Source organism: Burkholderia sp. MS455 (genome assembly GCF_016899445.1).
Taxonomy (GTDB): domain Bacteria; phylum Pseudomonadota; class Gammaproteobacteria; order Burkholderiales; family Burkholderiaceae; genus Burkholderia; species Burkholderia pyrrocinia_C.
This window is the reverse complement of sequence record NZ_CP041778.1, coordinates 2,884,285-2,902,385: the sequence shown is the minus strand read 5'-3', so window position 1 is coordinate 2,902,385 and position 18,101 is coordinate 2,884,285. Positions and strand designations below refer to the sequence as shown.

The window sequence follows — 18,101 nt, the reverse complement described above, 5'->3', positions numbered from 1 at the left end:
GTTGTATGTATATGTTCCGCCGACGGCACGCTCAGCGGAACAACTTCAGCCAGTCGAACAGGCCGGGATGCGGGCGCCGCCTCGGCGCCGGCGCGCTGCGCGGCCGGAAGTCGGGCGAGAACTGCGCACGCGGATCGATCGCACGCGCGCGCAGCGCCGCATCGTAGAAACTGCCGACGATCGGCAGCGCGCTGTGCGCGCCCGCGCCCCAGTAGTCGCTGCGAAGCGTCACGCTGCCGTCGTCGAAGCCGACCCATGCGCCGGCCACCAGTTGCGGATGCATCAGGATGAACCAGCCGTCCGTGTTGTCCTGAGTCGTGCCCGTTTTGCCGGCGACATCCACGCGAATCCCGTAGCGCGAGCGGATGTCGGCGCCGGTGCCGCGGTCGACGACATCGCGCATCACGTCGACGAGCGTCTGCGCGGCAGGCGCCGGCAACGCGCGTTCGGGCGGTGCGCTGCCGAATGCGGCGAGCACCTTGCCGTCGCGATCCTCGATGCGCGTGATCGTCTGCGGCGCGACGTACACGCCTCGGTTCGCGATCGTGCCGTATGCGGACACCATCTCCTTCAGCGTGACCGGGCTCGTGCCGAGCGCGAGCGACGGCACCGCGTCGAGCGGACTGTCGCGCACGCCCATCGCGCGCGCGAGCTGCGCGACCTTCGCGGCGCCTTCCTGCTGCATCACCTGCGCGGTAATGCGATTGCGCGACAGCGCGAGCGCGTCGCGCAGCGTCATCGGCTCGCCCGTCGGCGGCTCCTCGTCGGTCGGGCGCCACACCGCGCGGCCGTCCACGGGAATCGCGACCGGGCGGTCGATGAACGTATCGCCCGGCCGCATGCCGTCCGCGAACGCGGCGCCATAGACGAACGGCTTGAACGTCGAGCCCGGCTGGCGCCGCGCCTGCGCGACGTGATCGAACGGCTCGCTGCCGAAATCGGGACTGCCGACCCATGCCCTGATCGCGCCGTTGCGCGGATCGATCGCGACGAAGCCGGCCTGTACCTGCGTCTTGCGTTCGCACAGCGCATGCATGAACTCGCGATTCGCGCCGAGCTGCTTCAGCGCCGCCGCATCGGCGAGCCCCGCGTCGCGGGCGTTGCGATAGTCGGGTGTCTGGCGGATGAAGCCGCGAAACAGGTCGTTGCGCAGCCCGCAGCCGGACGGGCCGCGCCATGCGCTGTCGGCGATCGCCTGCAGCCGCTCGGTCTGCTGCGTCAGCGCTTGCGTCGCCATGTCCTGCAGCCGCGCATCGAGCGTCGTGCGCACGACGAGGCCGTCCGAGTAGAGGTCGTAATTGTTGCGGTCGGCCCACGCGATCAGCCACTTGCGAAGCTGCACCGCGAAGTGCGGCGCGAGGCCGGGCTGCGCCGTCTGCGGCTCGAAGTCGACGCGCAGCGGCTGGCGCTGCAATTTCGCGAGCTGCCGCGGCGACAGCATGCCCATCGTCGCCATCCGGTCGAGCACGATGTTGCGCCGCTGAACCGCGCGTTCCGGATTCAGCACCGGGTTGTAGTAGCTGTTGCCCTTCAGCATCCCGACGAGCGTCGCGCTTTCGGCGATGTCGAGCTGGTTCGCCGATTTGCCGAAGTACGTACGCGCGGCCATTTCGACACCGAACGCGTTGTACAGGAACGGCACGGTATTCAGGTAGGTTTCGAGGATCTGATCCTTGCTGTACACCGTCTCGATCTTGAACGCGGTGATCAGCTCTTTCACCTTGCGCGTGAGCGTCAGCGAACGGCCGACTTCGTCCGGATACAGGTTGCGCGCGAGCTGTTGGGTGATCGTCGAGCCGCCCTGGCGCGCGCCCGAGAACGTATGCAGCCCGGCCGCGATCGTGCGGCGCCAGTCGATGCCGTGATGCGCGTAGAAGCGGTGATCCTCGGTCGCGATCAGCGCGTCGACCATGTGCGGCGAGATCTGCTTGAGCGGCACCCATTCGCGGTTGACGGGCCGGAACTCGGCGATCAGCTCGCCGTCGGCCGACAGCACGCGCGCGGGGCGGTCGATGCGCGCCTTGCGGATGTCGCCGATGCTCGGCGTGAACGGGACGAACGCAAGCAGGACCAGCAGGCCCAGCACCGGTATCGCGGCGAGCGTCAGCGCCACGCCGCGCCGCGTCGGATGACGCAGGCGATGCAAGGCGCCTGCGCACAGCACGCGGGTGCGCGCAAGGCCGGCGGCGGCGAGCGGCGCGACGCGGGCGCGGCAGCGGAGCCACGCGTTTCGAAGAAACGGTACGAAGCGATTCACGGCGGCAGGGGCGTGGACGGAAGAGGCGCGATCCTAGCAAATGGAGCACGCGTGCCGGCGGCCGAAACGGCCTTTTGCTTGCAGGAGTTACAGACGATTACGTTTGTTGCCCGCGGACAACCTTTTGCGGCGTGCGCGGCCGCGATTCTTCCGACGAAACCACGTCCGCGAGCCGCTGCGCGGCCGCCTCCATCTGCGCGCGGCCGAAACCGCCGAAGCCGAGCACGAGCCCAGGGCGGGCCGTGCCCGGTGCGAACATCGGCGACACCGCGCGCACCGCGACGCCGGCCCGCGCGGCGCGCGCGACCACGTCGAGATCGTCGATCCCTTCGGCGAGCCACAGCACGACGTGCATCCCCTGGTCGCCCGGCTGCACCCATGCGCGTTCGCGCGGCAGCCGCGCGCCGAGCGTGTCGATCAGCAGCGCGCGCTGTTCCGCGTATACGCCGCGCACGCGGCGGATGTGGCGGTCGAGATGGCCTTCCGCGATGAACGCGGCCAGCACGTGCTGGTCTGCCGTCGGCGCATGGCGATCCATCAGCACGCGCGCGCCGCAGAACGCGGGCACGAGATCGTCGGGGGCGATCACGTAGCCGAGCCGCAGCGACGGAAACAGGATCTTGCTGAACGTGCCGAGATAGATCACGCGGTCGGGCGCGAGCCCCTGCAGCGACGGGAACGGATAGCCTTCGTAGCGCAGCTCGCTGTCGTAGTCGTCCTCGACCACCCACGCGCGCTGCGCGCGTGCCCATGCAAGCAGCGCGTTGCGCCGCGCCATGCTCAGCGGCATGCCGAGCGGGTACTGGTGCGACGGCGTGACGAATGCGGCACGCGCATGCGGTGCCAGGCGGATGCCCGCGTCGACGTCGATGCCGTCGGCGTCGACCGGCACGCGGACCATCGCGTCGCGCCGCCCGGTGCTTTCGAGCAGCGCGGTGATGCCGCGATAGGCCGGATTCTCGACCCACGCCTGGTCGTTCTCGCCGAGCAGCACTTGGCTCGCGAGATGCAGACCCTGCTGCGTGCCGCTCGTGATCACGACCTGGTCGGCCGTGCAGCGCACCGAGCGCGACCGGCGCACGTAGTCGGCGATCGCTTCGCGCAGCGGCAGCGCGCCTTGCGGATCGGCATAGCCGGACGGCGCGCCGGCGCCGCGTGCGCGCAGGCGGTTGCCGAGCCGGCGCCAGATGTCGTCGGGCGCGGTGAGGCCGATCGGTACCGAGATCGCGAACGGCATGGCCGGCAGCGGAAGGAATTCGCGGGCGATCCGCGCGAAGGTGGCTGCCGGTTCGGGCAGCCCGGTGCGCGCCGGGCGTCCGCGTTGGGCGGGCAGTTCGGGTTCGTCGACGGGCGGCGGCCCGGCGAGCGCGTGCGCGACGCGCGTGCCCGCGCCGCCGCGCGATTCGAGGAAGCCTTCGGCGACGAGCTGCGCATACGCGTCGACGACGGTGCCGCGCGCGACTTGCAGCGCGGCCGCCAGCAGCCGCGTGGACGGCAGCGTATCGCCCGGACGGACGTCGCCGCGGCGCACGGCGTCGCGCAGCGCCTGCGCGAGCTGGCGGCTCAGGTCGCCGGCCGCGCGATCGAGCGCGCCGAGCGACGGGATTTCGACGTTCCGGGCCGTTCTTGCCATGATTCTGGTCTTCTGAAAATGTTCCAAACCGGCTCTACAGCATAAACCAGTTTGGGGTAACAATCTGCGCATGACGGGCCCGCGCCCGAGCCATTTCAACCGCCGCATGACCGTGGAGCCGACATGTACGTCCCCGCCGATTTCAACGAGCCCAACCCCGATGCGCTGCGCGAGCTGATCGTGCAGCATCCGTTCGGCAGCCTGATCACGCACGGGAAGAACGGGCTCGACGCGAACCACCTCCCGTTCGAGCTGCTGCCCGGCGACGGCGGGCTTGGCGAGCTGCACGCGCACGTCGCGCGCGCGAATCCGGTCTGGCAGGACGTCGCGAACGGCGACGAGGTGCTCGTGATCTTCCGCGCCGGCGACGCGTACATCTCGCCGAACTGGTACCCAAGCAAGCACGTCGCGCACCGGCAGGTGCCGACCTGGAACTACGTGGTCGTGCATGCGCACGGCCGCATCACGGTGCGCGACGACGAGAAGTTCGTGCGCGGCGTGGTCGCGCGGCTGACGCGCACGCACGAAGCGTCGCAGCCGGTGCCGTGGAAGATGGGCGACGCGCCGGCCGATTATCTCGACACGATGCTGCAGGCGATCGTCGGGCTGCAGATCGAGATCACGCGGTTCGTCGGCAAGCGCAAGCTCGGGCAGAACAAGGCCGAAGCCGATATCCGCGGCGCCGGCGACGCGCTGATCGCGGACGGGAAGCTCGCGATCGGCGAAGCGATGCTGGCGGCGGCCGACGCGAAGCGCAAGTGAGCGCATGACGCACGCGCGGGCTGGTGCCGTGCCCGTGCGCCGGCCCGGTTACTGCGTGCGCGTCGTTCCCGTCATCCCTTCCCCCGCCTGCGCGAGCGCACCGCGAATCGCGGCCTCGGTCTTGTCGTACCCGCCTTCGCCATAGCGCGTATAGACGACCTTCCCGTTCGCATCGATCAGGTACAGCGCGGGCCAGTACTGGTTGCCGTACGCGCGCCACGTGTCGTAGCGGTTGTCCTGCGCGACCGGATACCGGATGCCGAAGCGCTTGATCGCATCGGCGACGTTGCCCGCGTCGCGCTCGAACGGATATTCGGGCGTATGCACGCCGACCACCACGAGCCCCTGGTCGCGATACTTCCGGTACCAGTCGTTCACGTACGGAATCGTATGAATGCAGTTGATGCACGAGTACGTCCAGAAATCGACCAGCACGACCTTGCCGCGCAACTGGTCGAGCTTGAGCGGCGCGCTGTTGTGCCAGCGGTCGATGCCGGTGAAATCGGGTGCCGGCGTGCCGGCCAGCGAGGTCGTCATGCCCGCGTCGGCGCGAGTGCCGGCGAAGGCGGCGAGCCCGGCCGTGGCGGCGAGGGCGATGACGAGGGCGGCGGTCTTGAGGCGGGGCAGCATGGCGTTCTCCTGATCGGGAGGCCGCCGCTCGGGCGCGGCGGCCGGACGTGTTTCGACAGGCCCCATTAGGCTGCGCCGACGTATCCGGGATGTGTCCGGCGAGCCGCGCGTGTGCAATGTTGTGTGTCGTCGCGGCCGCGCGATACATTGGGATACAAACGCGTGTCCGCCGTGCGGTATAAATGCGGACATCGCCAGCCCGAACCACCCGACACCGACAGCGACACCGACTCATGGACAAGATCGACCACGTGCTGATCGTCGACGACGATCGCGCGATCCGCGAACTGATCGCGGGCTACCTGGAGAAGAACGGCATGCGCGTGTCGCTGGCCGCGAACGGCCGCGAGATGCGCAACGCGCTGGACGACGGCGCGCCCGACCTGATCGTGCTCGACCTGATGCTGCCGGGCGAGGACGGCCTCACGCTGTGCCGCGACCTGCGCGCCGGCAAATTTCGCACGGTGCCCGTGCTGATGCTGACCGCGCGCGGCGAGGAAACCGACCGCATCATCGGCCTCGAGATGGGCGCCGACGACTACCTGGCGAAGCCGTTCGCGGTGCGCGAGCTGCTCGCGCGGATTCGCTCGGTGCTGCGCCGCGCGCGCATGCTGCCGCCCGGCATGCAGGTGACGGAAACGGCCGAGCTGCTCGCGTTCGGCGAATGGCGGCTCGACACGACGGGGCGTCACCTGCTCGACGCCGAAGGCACGCTGGTCGCGCTGAGCGGCGCCGAATACCGGCTGCTGCGCGTGTTCCTCGACAATCCGCAGCGCGTGCTCACGCGCGACCAGTTGCTCAACCTCACGCAGGGGCGGCAGTCCGATCCGTTCGACCGGTCGATCGACCTGCTCGTGAGCCGGCTGCGCCAGCGGCTGCGCGACGGCGCGCGCGAACCGCGCTACATCAAGACGCTGCGCAACGAGGGCTATGTGTTCTCGTCGGCCGTGACCGCCGTCGACGGTACGTCATGAGCGCGCGCACGCTGTGGCACTGGCCGCGCTCGCTGTTCGCGCGGCTCGCGCTGATCCTGTGCGTGGGCCTCGCGCTCGCGCAGACGCTGTCGTTCTGGCTCACGGTGACCGAGCGCGACCAGGCGACCACCAACCTGATGATGGGCTACATCGAGCGCGAGGTCGCGAGCTCGGTCGCGCTGCTCGACCACCTGCCGCCCGCCGAGCGCACCGCGTGGCTGCCGCGCCTCGCGCGGCGCAGCTATACGTTCATCCTCGGGCCCGGCGAAACGGGCACCCCGCCGGAGGCGCGGCTGTCGGCGCGCGTCGAGCGGTCGATTTCCGACGGCATCGGCGGCGACTATCCGCTGACCGCGAACGCGATCCCCGGCGACCGCGAACATCTGCAGGTGCACCTGCGGCTGACCGACGGGTCGCCGCTGACGATCGACATTCATCCGATGTCGACGGTGCCGCTGTCGGGCTGGCTGCCGGTCGTGCTCGTGCTGCAGCTCGCGGTGCTGGCCGCATGCTGCTGGCTCGCGGTGCGGCTCGCGACGCGCCCGCTCAAGCAGCTCGCGCAGGCCGCCGACGCGCTCGGCCCCGACCTGAAGGGCGAACGCCTGGACGAAGGCGGGCCGTCCGAGGTCGCGCGCGCCGCGCGTGCGTTCAACGCGATGCAGGATCGCATCGCGCAGTACATGGCCGAACGCATGCAGATCCTCGCGTCGATCTCGCACGACTTGCAGACGCCGATCACGCGGATGCGGCTGCGCGTCGACGTGATGGACGACGACGTGCAGGGCACGAAGCTGCGCCAGGACCTGATCGAGATGGAGCATCTGGTGAAGGAGGGCGTCGCGTATGCGCGGACACTGCACGGCACCGAGGAAGCCGCGCGCCGCATCGATCTCGATGCGCTGCTCGACAGCATCGTGTGCGACTACACGGATGCGGGGCAGGACGTCGCGCTGCACAGCCGTGCGCCGCTTGCGCTCGTCACGCGGCCGAAGGCGCTGCGACGCATCGTCGGCAACCTCGTCGACAACGCGTTGAAGTTCGCGGGCGCGGCCGAGATCGACGTGCATGCCGCGCCGGACGGCGGCGCGGTCATCGCCGTGCTCGACCGCGGGCCCGGCATTCCGGACGATCAGCTCGACGCGGTGTTCGAGCCGTTCCGGCGTGTGGAGACGTCGCGCAACCGCGAGACGGGTGGCACGGGGCTCGGTCTTGCGATCGCACGACAACTGGCGCTCGCGATGGGCGGCACGCTCACGCTGAACAACCGGCCGGACGGCGGCGGGCTGGAGGCGAGGCTGACGCTGAGGAATGCGGGGTGACGGGAGGCGGCGCGCGAGCGGCGCGTCTTCAGGTTCCGGTTTGGGTTACGGCTGAAGCACGCGACGTCACACGCGCTGCAGATGTGCGTCGACGAGCGGTGCGAGCGCATGCGCATGCACGGCCGCAAGATCGTGCCGGCCGCCCGGCACGACGTGCAACTGCGCATCGGGCAACCGTTCGAGCAGGCGCCGGCCGGCCGCGACGGGGCTGATCGGATCGTCGTCGCCCCACAGCAGCAGCGTCGGCTGTGCGATGCGGCCGATGTGCTGCGACAGGTCGGCGCGCAATGTCATGAACCAGTCGGGCAACCGCGGGTTCGCTTCGGCGAAGCCGGCACGCCAGTCCTGCGCGCCGAGCCCCTGCATGTCGAGGCCGCCGGACGTGACCGTCAGCACCAGGTGCGTGACGAGTTCGGGTTTGTCGAGCGCCGCACGCATCGCGATTACGCCGCTCATCGATTGCGCGATCACGGCGGTCGGCCGGTCGATCGTTTCAAGCACATGACGCACGAGGCTGTCGAAATCGTCGACGGACGGATCGCGCGGCGTATCGCCGAAGCCTGGATAACCGACGATCCGCCGCTCGGCCGGATACGTCAGCAGGCCAGCCAGCGGTTGCCAGAAAGCGGTGCTGCCCGATGCGCCTGGCAGGAAGAGCAGTTGCGATGGAACGGGCATGGCGAGTCGGTTTTCCGATGAACGAAGCGGGGTGACGGGGAGGCGCGGTCGCGTCAGCACCGGCCGGTGCGCAGCGCGACGGTCCAGTCGTCGCGCCCGCGCGATGCCGCGGTGGCGGCGGCCGTGTGCCAGTCGTACTCGACCGCATGGAATTCGACGTTCCAGCCGGCCGGCGTGCGCGACACCATCGCGTAGCGCGCATGCGGCGAGCCGGTTTCGATCCGGTGCGGATGCGGCAGGTCGTCCGCGTACGCCTGCAGCCCGACGCTGCCCGGGTTGACGATCAGCCGGCCGTCGGCGAGCTTCGCGGTGCGCGGCACGTGCGTGTGGCCGCACAGGATCAGCGATGCCGGCGCGTCGCCCGCGCGCTGCGCGATTTCGTCGGGCGTGGCCGCGCGGCAGCCGTCGGGCGTGACCGTTTCGAGGAAATAGACGAGGTCGCTGGCCGGCGTGCCGTGCACCATCAGCACGTCGTCGTCGAGCGTCACGCGTTCGGGCAGCGCGGCAATCCAGTCGAGATGGTCGGCGCGCAGCGTGTCGCGCGCCCAGCGATCCGACAGCCCCATCGACGCGCGATCGCCGCTGAGCAGTTGCCGTTCGTGATTGCCCTTGACGGTCGGCAGGTCGAGTGCGATCAGGCGGTCGGCCGTTTCGGCCGGATGGAGCGCGCCCGACACGATGTCGCCGAGATTGACGATCACGTCGGCGCCGCGGCGGCGGACGTCGTCGAGCACAGCGTCGAGCGCGGCGAGATTGCCGTGGATGTCGGAGAGCGCAGCGATTTTCATGGCGGACCGTCGAGGCAGGGAACGGCGATTGTCGCCAATTCGGCGCGGGCCGTCCAATCGCGCCCGCGGTGTAGCCCGGTGCGGCGCGTCAGTCGGTCTCGAGCCGCGCGTACATCGCGAAATCGCCCGGCGTGCCGCGCACCATCCGGTACGCGCGCAGCAGCCCTTCGTAGCGGTAGCCGCACTTCTGCAGCACGCGCGCGGAGCCGGCGTTGCTGGTCAGCACGACGCCCTGGACGCGCATGAAACCGCCGTCGGCGAATGCCCACGCTGTGACGGCTTCACACACTGCACTCGCGATTCCGCGCCCCCAGTGCGCCGGCGCAAGGTCGTACGCGATTTCCGCCGAGCGGTTCGCGGTGGACACCGTATGCAGCCCGATCGTCCCGGCGAGCGCGCCCGATGCGGTGTCGACGATCGCAAGACGCCGGATCGAATCGGGGCCGGCCGATTCGATGTCGTCGAACAGCGGCAGCAGATCGTCGCGCGAGCGCAGGTTCCAGCTCGTGTGGCGGATCACGTCGGGGTTCGACAGGTACGCGTACCACGCGTCGAGATCCGCGCGTTCGAGCTGCCTGAGCGACAGGCCCGGAAAGCCGGAGCGAGGCGGTGCATCGACCCTCATCGGAACCCGCCCCTACGCGGCATGACGCCGGTAAAGCGCCAGCGACCCGGCAAGCGCGAGCAGCATCGCGCCGCACGTGCGCTCGAGCCACAGCGCGCCCGAGCGCTTCAGCAGCCGCACCGCGCGTGCGCCGAGCAGCGCATAGCCGAACATCACCGCGCCGTCGAGCAGCGCGAACGTGACCGCGAGCGCGACGTATTGCGGCGCGAGCGGCGCGGACGGATCGAGGAACTGCGGCAGGAACGCGGAGAAGAACAGATAGCCCTTCGGGTTCGTCACCGCGGTCAGGAAGCTCTTCGCGAAGATCGACGCGTTGCGCCCGGGCGCCGCGCCGCCATGCGCGGCGGCGACGTCGAGCGAACCCTTCGACGTCAGCAGCCGGATGCCGACATACGCGAGGTACGCGGCGCCGAGCCACTTCACCACCGAGAACCAGAACGCCGACGCCATCAGCAGCGCACCGAGGCCGAGCGCGACCGCGACGATCAGCACGAAGTCGGACAGCATCGCGCCGGCGAAACCGTACGCGGCGCGGCGCACGCCGTAGCGAGAGCCGTTGGTCAGCGCGAGCAGCACGGTCGGGCCGGGTGTCGCGATGCCGACGAACGCGACGGCGGCGAAGATCAGCAGGGTCGTTTCATTCATGAAGGAACTCCCGATGGATGGCGCGCGTTCGATTATCGGGTGCGCGCACCCGCGCTGTACAGGCACGGCGGTCGTGCGCGTGGCCGCGCTTTCGACTATCTCGACTTTGGCAAGAAACTGTTTTCATTATTGCGCTTTAGTCTGGGATCGGTTCCATCTACCATGGCGGCCGCAGCGGGCCTGGCCGCCGCGACGCCGCGCGCGGACGCCGCCGGCCTCGCACTGCCGGCGGATCTCGCCGCCCGCGCGCTACTCGCAACATCAAGCCAGAACAACGGGTTCACCGCCCGGAGACACAAAACCATGAACAAGCAACTGATCGCAGCACCGCTGCTGCTCTCGCTCGCGGGCAGCGTTTTCGCACAAAGCTCCGTCACGCTGTACGGCATCGTCGATGCGGGCGTGACCTATCGCAGCAATGAACGGGTCGGCTCGGCGGGCGCATACGCCGGGCATTCGAGCGTCGGTCTCACGACCGGCAACCTGTCCGGCAGCCGCTGGGGCATCAAGGGGTTCGAGGATCTCGGCGGCGGGATGCGCGCGCTGTTCGTCCTCGAGAACGGCTTCGACATCGCCAACGGCACGTCGGGCCAGGGAGGCCGGCAGTTCGGCCGGCAGGCGTTCGTCGGCATCGGCAGCGACCGCTACGGCTCGGTCACGCTCGGTCGCCAGTACACGTCGCTCGACGACTTCGTGAGCCCGGTCGGCCCGTCGTCGTTCATCGGCGGGTTCGGCGCGCACCCGGGCGACATCGACGATCTCGACCAGACCGCGCGCGTCGACAGCTCGATCAAGTACACGAGCGCCAACTACGCGGGCTTCACGTTCGGTGCGCTGTACGGCTTCGGCGGCCAGCCGGGCAGCATGAAGCAGCGCAACACGTGGAGCGTCGGCGCGGCATACGCGGCGGGCCCGCTGCGCGTCGGCGTCGGCTACGAGCGCTCGGACAACAGCAAGACGGGCGCGACCGACCCGACGACGGGCAAGTGGCAGAGTACCGACGACGGCCTGTTCAACTCGTCGATCAACGAAGGCTATGCGAGCGCGCAGTCGCAGCAGGTCATCGCGACGGGCGCGACGTACGACTTCGGCCCGGCCGTCGTCGGCGTGAACTACAGCAACGTGCAGTACCGCAGCGGCGACCGTTCGCTGTTCGCCGGCCACGCGACGTTCAACGTCGCGGGCGTGTTCACGCGCTGGAACGTGCGGCCGCAGACGCAACTGTTCGCCGGCTACAGCTACACGCGCGGCAGCGATGTCGACGGCGTCGACGACCGCGCGCAGTATCACAACGTGACGCTCGGTGCCGTCTACGACCTGTCGAAGCGCACCAGCGTGTACCTGCTCGGCGCGTACCAGCATGCGTCGGGCATGACGCTCGACGCCCTCGGCCGGCCGGTGGCCGCGACCGCGTCGGTATCCGACAAGGCGAACGGCCATTCGTCGGACTCGCGGTCGCAGGCGATCGTCAGCCTCGGGTTGCGCCAGAAGTTCTGACGCGCAGCAGTCGTTGCGGCCGCAACGTCGTTCGCAGCCGGTGCGGTGTCGTCACCGTCACGCTGCGCGTCGTGCCGAACCGCCTGACCGCGCGTGCGCACGGCGGGCAACTGCCGGGCGACCTGCAGCCGACGATGCATCCGTTCTACCGGCAGCGCGTGATCGACGTCGTCGATGCGCTGCCGAAATACCTCGACGGCTAGGACGGCCCGACGCTCGACAACGCGAACTGAACGATCGCGACCGCATGCCGGCACGGTCGGCGCGCGGCTTGTTCCGCGGCATCCTTCTTCAGCTTTCCTTCCTTCCGCCCGCCGCGTTCGCGGCACGCCCGATGCGCCAGTTTGCGAAACGCCGAGTGCGCCGGATAATATTTTTTCTCTTTCATTTTAATTTCGATTTGTAATCATCGAGCCTCTTTCCGGCGGAATGAAAAGGCAATGCGGGCATGTCAGAAAAAATGACGCATTCGCATTGAGCGACCCGGAAGAAAATGCCGGGGAAAAGCGCCGAAATCGCGCTGCCGGCGGGCCGTTGCGGTGTGGCGAGCGGGTTTGACCATCATTGACGAAAAAGCGCCGGACGGCATAAAGCACGCGGTGAATAATTCGGGATGACGGCGAATGCGCTTTTGTCAGAATCACCAAGATTTCATGCGTCGCGATTTACAGTGTCGACACACGATCGTCCGGGAGCATTATTCATGTCAATGAAACAAATTCGCGCGGCATTGCTGGGAATGTGCATCGCCGTGCTGGCGCCCGCGAGTCACGCGCAGGCGCAATACTCGACGGACTGGCTCGCGAACACGTTCGGTACGCTGGCCGCCCACGTGGGCAACGGCGCGCGCTCGATGTGGGTTGCGCCCGAGGGCGTGATCTACACGGCGTCGCGCTGGGACGAGAACGCGGGCGGCGTCGCGATCTACCAGAACGGCCAGCCGCTCGGCACGATCGGCATCCACGACGAATTCCAGGGCGGCGCGATCACCGGCAATGCGTCGTCGCTGTTCGTCGCGCTCGGCTACAACCGCACGTTCGGCAGCGGCTCGGTGGGCCGCTACAACCGCGGCACGAACCAGCGCGACCTGCGCATCCCGGTCAGTGTGTGGACGGGCGTCCAGTACGCGGACGTGATCACGGGCCTCGCGACGGCCGGCAACCTGCTGTACGTGAGCGACTTCTACGGCAACCGCGTGCGCGTCTATACGACGGACGGCGTCTGGCAGCGCGACATCGGCGTATCGGGGCCGGGCGCGCTGGCGCTCGACGCCGCCGGCAACCTGTGGGTCGCGCGCAAGAGCGCGGGCGTCGTCGCGCAGTTCAGCGCGACCGGCACGGCGATGAACACGATCCAGATGGCGGCCGGCGCGCGGCCGGCGTCGCTGTACTTCGATGCGTCGACGGGCCAGCTGATGGTGGGCGACGAAGGGCCCGACATGAACATCAAGGTCTACAGCGGGCTCCTCGGCCTGCCGGTCCAGGTCGGCACGTTCGGTGTGCAGGGCGGTTATCTCGACACGACGACGGGCATCAAGGGGCAGGTCGGCGACAAGCGCTTCACGCGCGTCGCCGCGCTCGGCAAGGATTCGGCCGGCAACCTGTACGTGCTGAACAACGCATGGGGCGGCGGCTGGGATCTCGGCCGCAACGGCAGCACCGACCTGCATTCGTACAGCCCGACGGGCGCGCTGCAATGGAAGCTGCAGGCGCTGAACTTCGAGGGGATCGCCGCGCCCGATCCGGTGACGGACGGTGCGTTCTTCTACAGCGGCAACAACGTGTACACGGGTTCGGCGGGCGGCACGTTCGTCGCGAACACGGTCGACCCGTTCACCTATCCGAAGGACCCGCGCCTCGACATGAAAGACTATCAGCGCGGCCAGCACTTCGGCCAGCTCGTGATGGTCGGCGGCAAACGGATTCTCGTCGCGTCGGGCCAGAACCCGGGCAACTTCAACTTCTATTACTTCAACACGGCGAGCGGCTATATCGCGATTCCGGCCGGCTCGCTGCCCGGCAAGCCGTTCAACACGACGCTGCAGGTGACGGCCGGTTTCGCGATCGACGACAACGGCGACGTGTGGGCAGGGCTGGACGGATCCAACGCGATTTCCCGCTACCCGATGACGGGCTTCGACGCGACCGGCAAGCCATCCTGGGGCAAGCCGACGACGACGCCCGTGCCAAGCACCGTGTCGCCTGTCACGCGAATCATCTACCAGGCGGACAGCGACACGATGATCCTCGCGCAGGGCCTCGCGGGCAACTGGGACTGGACCGCGATGAACGGGCACATCGAGGTCTATCACGGCTGGAAGAACGGCAACACGAGCGCGCCGAATCCGGTAATCAACCTGACGAGCGCGAATCCGAAATCGATCGCGGCGGCCGGCCACTACCTGTTCGTCGGCTACGTGCACACGGTGCCGAACATCGACGTGTTCGACCTGAACACCGGTGCGCTCGTCACCACGCTGACGAATTCGAACACGTCGGCGATGGACGTCGGCAACGACGTCGACTCGATGTACGGCGTGCGTGCATACCTGCGCTCGACCGGCGAGTACGTGATTACCAAGGACAACTACAACGGGTCGAGCATCGTCGTGTATCGCTGGCGTCCGTGACCGCGCCGGCCGGTGCGGCGCGGCGTCATGGCGCGCCGAGCACGCGGCCGTTCACGCCGAGCCCGTACATCGAGTCGGGCGAATCGTGGAACTTCGCGCGCGTGTCCTGCACGGAGCCGGTGAAGCGCGGGTCCTGCGGACGTTCGTGGCTGTCCATGAAGGTTGCGACATCCCACGCTTCCTGATCGGTCAGCGTGCCGCCGAGCCCGAGCGGCATGTTGGCCTTGATGAACCCGGCCGCATTGCGGATGTCGCCCATCCCCGCTCCCCAGTTGAACGAGCGCGCGCCCCACAGCGCCGGGAAGGCCGGCTTGCCGCCGCTCGACTGCCCCTGGCCGTCCGCGCCGTGGCACAGCGCGCAGTGCTGCGTGTAGACGGCGGCGCCGCGCGCGTAGTCGGCTTTTTGCGCGGGCGGCGGCAGTTTCAGGAAGCCTTGCCCCGGCAGCTTCGTGCCGACCGGCGCGCCCTTCGCTAGCCAGTACGAATAGGTTTCGAGCGCGACGAGGATCGGGTCGCCGGCCGGCGGCGCCTTGCCGTTCATGCTGTAACGGAAGCAGCCCTGCAGGCGCTCGGCGAACGTGTTCACGTGTCCGTTCTTGCTGCGGTAGGCCGGATACAACAGGTACGCCGCCCACATCGGGCTCGAATCGGGCCGGCGGCCCGCGTCGAGGTGGCAGCTCGCGCAGGTCAGCTTGTTGCCGACGTACTTGCCCGCGAACTCGGGCGTGTGCAGGAAGATCTGCTCGCCGAGCTTCACGGTCTTGCCGAAGTCGTCGGCGGGCATCGCGGATTCGGCGGGCGGTGTGAACGGCTTGACCGCTGCCGCGGTTGCGGCCGGTGCCGGTGCGGTCACGGGTGCGGAAGCGGCGGCCGGTGCATCCTGCGGCGCCGCCGCGAACGCGAGCGCGGGTATCCAGGCCGCGCCGAGCAGCGTGGCGCGGGCGCGGCGGATCAGCGTCGTGCGGTCGATCATCGCTTGTCTCCTTGAGCGGCGCCGCCGTGCGCATAGTAGGCGGCCACCGCGTCGATGTCAGCATCGGACAGCTTGCCGGCGATCATCGGCATCAGCGCCATCGGCCCGGGCGGGCGCGTGCCGTGTTTCCAGCCGTTCAACTGGCCGGCGATATACGCGGCAGGCTGTCCCGCGAGCGGCGGAAACGCGGTGCCGACGCCGAGGCCGCCGGGGCCGTGGCATTGCGCGCACGCGGGCAGGCCCTGCGACCAGCGCCCGCGCGTCGCAAGCCACGCGCCGGTGTTCGCGGGATCGATCGACGCGTCGTCGGCGGTGAAGACACCGGCCGGCGCGGGCAGGCTCGCGAAGTACGCGGATATCGCGTCGCGTTCGTGCGGCGTCAGCAGTTTCGAGAGCGGTTGCATGACCGGGTTCTGGCGGCTGCCGTCCGCGAACGCGGCAAGCTGCGCGGACAGATACGCGGCGTTGGTGCCCGCGAGGCGCGGGAAGCCGGCCGCCGCATTGCCTTCGCCGTGGCTGCCGTGGCAGCCGATGCAGGCGGCGACGCCCGTCGCCGAGCCCTGTGTCGCGAGCGTCTTGCCGAGCGTCGCGTCGTCCGCGTGCGCACGGCCGGCCAGCAGTGCCGCTGCGGCAAGCAGCAGCGGTGTGAGCCGGCGTCGCCGTGTGTCGACCGTATCGTTCACGTGTCCCCTCCTTGTCGTATGTCGCGTGCGCGCCGCCGTATGGCCGGCGCGGGCACGCGGTCAGCCTGCGTCGGGCCGGTCATCCGCCGGCGCGAGGTGCTGCACCGGTGTCGTCGCATCGTAGCGGCCGAAGCCGTAGCGCTGGAAAATCCGGAACGCTTCCGGCGACCGGATGAACGCGAGCCACGCGCGCGCTGCTTCCGGATGCGGCGCGTCCTTCACCATCGCACCCGCATAGATCGCCGTCGTATTCTGCGCGGCCGGAATGTCGATGTGCATCAGCGGATGCCCGACCTGTTCCTGGAATGCCGCTTCGGATTGCCACAGCACGCCGGCGTCCGCGCGCCCCTGCATCAGGAACAGCGCGGTTTCCCGATGGTGGATGTGCGTGAGTTCGGTCGTGCCGGCGCGCACCTTGTCGTCGTAGACGGTGCGCGCAAGCGCGTCGCCGCCGGCCTTCACGAGCGACGCGCGGATCTGCCGCGCGACGCCTTCGAATTCCGGGTTCGGCATCGCGAGCTTCACGTCGGGCCGCGCGAGATCGTTCAGCGACGCGATGCGCTTCGGATTGCCGGCGCGCACCATGATCGTCAACTGGTTCGTCACGTACGGCACCGCGGGGCCCGCGAGCGTGCCGTCCGCGATCAGCCCGTCGATCTTGCCGAGCCCCGCGAAATACGCGTCGGGCTTGACCGTCCACGTCATGTTGCCGACCGTGATCGTGCCGCCCGCGTGGATCTGCTTCACGAGCAGGCCGGGCGGGATCGTTTCCCAGTAGATGCGGCCGCGGTATTCGGGATGATCTTCCTCGAACTTCGCGACGAGCGGCGCCATCGCGAAGAAATAGTTGCCGCCGACGAACAGCACGAGCTTCGGTGCGGCGAGGTCGCCGTGGAAATCGGCGAGCACGTCGACCTGCGGCACCGTGAATTCGAGGCCACGATGAAGCGCGTCGTTGTTGCGGCCGTCCTGCCAGGGCGGAAAGATGGTCGTGGCGGTGTCGGCGAGCGACAGTGCGGACGCGCAGCACAGCCAGGCTGCCAGCGCGGCGCGCAGCGTGCGCCGCCGGCGGCGCGACGGCGATTGCGGGGGGATCGAGGTCATCGAGAGCCTCATTTCGCGTACGTGAAACCGGCCTGCTGCAGCTCGGGCAGCGTGCCGACCGCGCCCGGCGTGACGATCGCCGACGGGATCACGTGGTTGGTCAGGTCGGCCGCGAGTGCGTCGAGCGGCAGCTTGTCGGGATTCGCGTTCGCGCCGTCGAGCCGTTCCGCGAGCTCCCAGATCGCGTTGTGGCACGACAGGAACACGACGCCGCGCTGCCGCAGCGCGGCGATGCTGTTGTCGTGCGACGAGAATGCGCCGTCGGGCAACGCGTGATCCTGCGCGCCTTTCGATTGCGCAGGCTTCGCGTCGAGCAGCGTGTTGGTCGGGAATGCGGCGCCGGCCAGTTTCGCGAGGCCGTATTTGTCCCACGCGATCTGGTCGAACAGCGCGAGATGCGCGCTGCCGTGCGTGGCCGACACGACGAGGAAATCCGGATGACCGTACGACCAGATCTGCGCGTTCAGCGAATTGCGCATCAGGTTCAGCCACGGGCCGCCGAGCTCGGTGTTGTCCCACACCTGCTTCGGGCCGCCGCGATAGCCGATCACTTCGGCGAGCGCCGCGTGATCCCACTGGTCGGGACGTTCGAGGATCATCGGCACCGTCTTGAAGTCGCGCCGCCTCGGCACGGCCGCTAGGCGGCGCGTGAGGTCGGCGAGGCGCGCGGCGGCGCCGGGCAGCAGCGCGCCGGTTTCGGGTGCCGCCGCGTGAGCGCGGCGCGTGGCGGCGAGCAGTGCGGTGCCGGCCGCGAGGCCGAGTGTCTTGAGCGCGCCTCGGCGCGCATGCCGGTCGGACATGGCTTATCTCCCAGGATCGTTTTTGTGGGGGCGTGTCGCGTGCCGTGAGGCGGCGCGGTGTCGCCATCGCGTAGCCAGTCTAGAGGCGCACGATCGATACCGGA

Annotated in this window: 16 protein-coding genes and 1 pseudogene; 6 read left to right on the top strand and 11 right to left on the bottom strand. The window is 69.0% G+C overall.

Going from position 1 to position 18,101, the window contains the following annotated elements:
- Positions 1–31: 31 nt before the first annotated feature.
- Positions 32–2,257 (bottom strand): transglycosylase domain-containing protein, encoded by a 2,226-nt coding sequence (locus FPJ27_RS17330; protein WP_204421934.1) that lies wholly within the window; start codon positions 2,255–2,257, stop codon positions 32–34.
- Between the two features lie 97 nt (positions 2,258–2,354).
- Positions 2,355–3,890 (bottom strand): PLP-dependent aminotransferase family protein, encoded by a 1,536-nt coding sequence (locus tag FPJ27_RS17325; RefSeq protein WP_204421933.1) that lies wholly within the window; start codon positions 3,888–3,890, stop codon positions 2,355–2,357.
- A gap of 123 nt (positions 3,891–4,013) precedes the next feature.
- Here FPJ27_RS17325 and FPJ27_RS17320 point away from each other — a divergent pair, with 123 nt between their 5' ends.
- A complete protein-coding gene (locus FPJ27_RS17320; protein ID WP_204421932.1) occupies positions 4,014–4,652 on the top strand; it encodes an FMN-binding negative transcriptional regulator in 639 nt (212 codons plus the stop codon).
- A gap of 48 nt (positions 4,653–4,700) precedes the next feature.
- Here the strand turns inward: FPJ27_RS17320 and FPJ27_RS17315 are convergent, their stop codons facing one another.
- Positions 4,701–5,282 carry a thioredoxin family protein gene (locus FPJ27_RS17315; RefSeq protein ID WP_204421931.1) on the bottom strand — a complete coding sequence of 194 codons (582 nt, stop codon included), beginning with the start codon at positions 5,280–5,282 and terminating at the stop codon, positions 4,701–4,703.
- 233 nt (positions 5,283–5,515) lie between these two features.
- On the opposite strand from FPJ27_RS17315, the gene FPJ27_RS17310 reads away from it, so the two are divergent.
- Both FPJ27_RS17310 and FPJ27_RS17305 read left to right on the top strand, forming a co-directional pair.
- A complete protein-coding gene (locus FPJ27_RS17310) occupies positions 5,516–6,256 on the top strand; it encodes a response regulator (protein WP_072443734.1) in 741 nt (246 codons plus the stop codon).
- Positions 6,253–7,575: an ATP-binding protein gene (locus FPJ27_RS17305; RefSeq protein WP_204421930.1), complete on the top strand. Its 1,323-nt coding sequence runs from the start codon at positions 6,253–6,255 to the stop codon at positions 7,573–7,575. The genes FPJ27_RS17310 and FPJ27_RS17305 overlap by 4 nt, the downstream gene beginning before the upstream one ends.
- A 66-nt stretch (positions 7,576–7,641) precedes the next feature.
- Here FPJ27_RS17305 and FPJ27_RS17300 read toward each other — a convergent pair whose 3' ends face one another.
- The 4 genes from FPJ27_RS17300 to FPJ27_RS17285 all read right to left on the bottom strand — a co-directional run bounded on the left by FPJ27_RS17300 (position 7,642) and on the right by FPJ27_RS17285 (position 10,311).
- Positions 7,642–8,253: an alpha/beta fold hydrolase gene (locus tag FPJ27_RS17300; protein ID WP_204421929.1), complete on the bottom strand. Its 612-nt coding sequence runs from the start codon at positions 8,251–8,253 to the stop codon at positions 7,642–7,644.
- A 53-nt stretch (positions 8,254–8,306) separates the two neighbouring features.
- Positions 8,307–9,041 carry a metallophosphoesterase family protein gene (locus FPJ27_RS17295; protein WP_072443729.1) on the bottom strand — a complete coding sequence of 245 codons (735 nt, stop codon included), beginning with the start codon at positions 9,039–9,041 and terminating at the stop codon, positions 8,307–8,309.
- An 88-nt stretch (positions 9,042–9,129) separates the two neighbouring features.
- Entirely contained in the window at positions 9,130–9,666 is a 537-nt protein-coding gene (locus FPJ27_RS17290; protein ID WP_204421928.1) for a GNAT family protein, read from the bottom strand.
- Positions 9,667–9,678: 12 nt separating this feature from the next.
- A complete protein-coding gene (locus tag FPJ27_RS17285; protein ID WP_072443725.1) occupies positions 9,679–10,311 on the bottom strand; it encodes a LysE family translocator in 633 nt (210 codons plus the stop codon).
- 303 nt (positions 10,312–10,614) lie between these two features.
- Between FPJ27_RS17285 and FPJ27_RS17280 the strand changes: the two genes are divergently transcribed.
- The 3 genes and pseudogenes from FPJ27_RS17280 (at position 10,615) to FPJ27_RS17270 (ending at position 14,437) form a co-directional block, all read left to right on the top strand.
- A complete protein-coding gene (locus FPJ27_RS17280) occupies positions 10,615–11,808 on the top strand; it encodes a porin (RefSeq protein WP_204421927.1) in 1,194 nt (397 codons plus the stop codon).
- A 56-nt stretch (positions 11,809–11,864) separates the two neighbouring features.
- A pseudogene (locus FPJ27_RS17275) lies at positions 11,865–12,011 on the top strand (aldehyde-activating protein); the annotation flags it as partial.
- Positions 12,012–12,511: 500 nt separating this feature from the next.
- Positions 12,512–14,437: an SMP-30/gluconolaconase/LRE-like region family protein gene (locus FPJ27_RS17270; RefSeq protein ID WP_204421926.1), complete on the top strand. Its 1,926-nt coding sequence runs from the start codon at positions 12,512–12,514 to the stop codon at positions 14,435–14,437.
- Positions 14,438–14,462: 25 nt separating this feature from the next.
- Here the strand turns inward: FPJ27_RS17270 and FPJ27_RS17265 are convergent, their stop codons facing one another.
- Genes FPJ27_RS17265 through FPJ27_RS17250 form a run of 4 tightly spaced genes read right to left on the bottom strand, consistent with a single transcriptional unit; the run spans position 14,463 to position 17,997 of the window.
- Complete coding sequence (locus tag FPJ27_RS17265) at positions 14,463–15,410, bottom strand: c-type cytochrome (RefSeq protein ID WP_072443721.1); 948 nt, start codon at positions 15,408–15,410, stop codon at positions 14,463–14,465.
- Positions 15,407–16,093: a c-type cytochrome gene (locus FPJ27_RS17260; protein WP_072443719.1), complete on the bottom strand. Its 687-nt coding sequence runs from the start codon at positions 16,091–16,093 to the stop codon at positions 15,407–15,409. Before FPJ27_RS17260 ends, FPJ27_RS17265 begins: the two co-directional genes overlap by 4 nt.
- A gap of 60 nt (positions 16,094–16,153) precedes the next feature.
- Complete coding sequence (locus tag FPJ27_RS17255) at positions 16,154–17,197, bottom strand: substrate-binding domain-containing protein (RefSeq protein ID WP_204421925.1); 1,044 nt, start codon at positions 17,195–17,197, stop codon at positions 16,154–16,156.
- Positions 17,198–17,205: 8 nt separating this feature from the next.
- Positions 17,206–17,997: a transcriptional initiation protein Tat gene (locus FPJ27_RS17250; RefSeq protein ID WP_204421924.1), complete on the bottom strand. Its 792-nt coding sequence runs from the start codon at positions 17,995–17,997 to the stop codon at positions 17,206–17,208.
- Between the last annotated feature and the right edge of the window lie 104 nt (positions 17,998–18,101).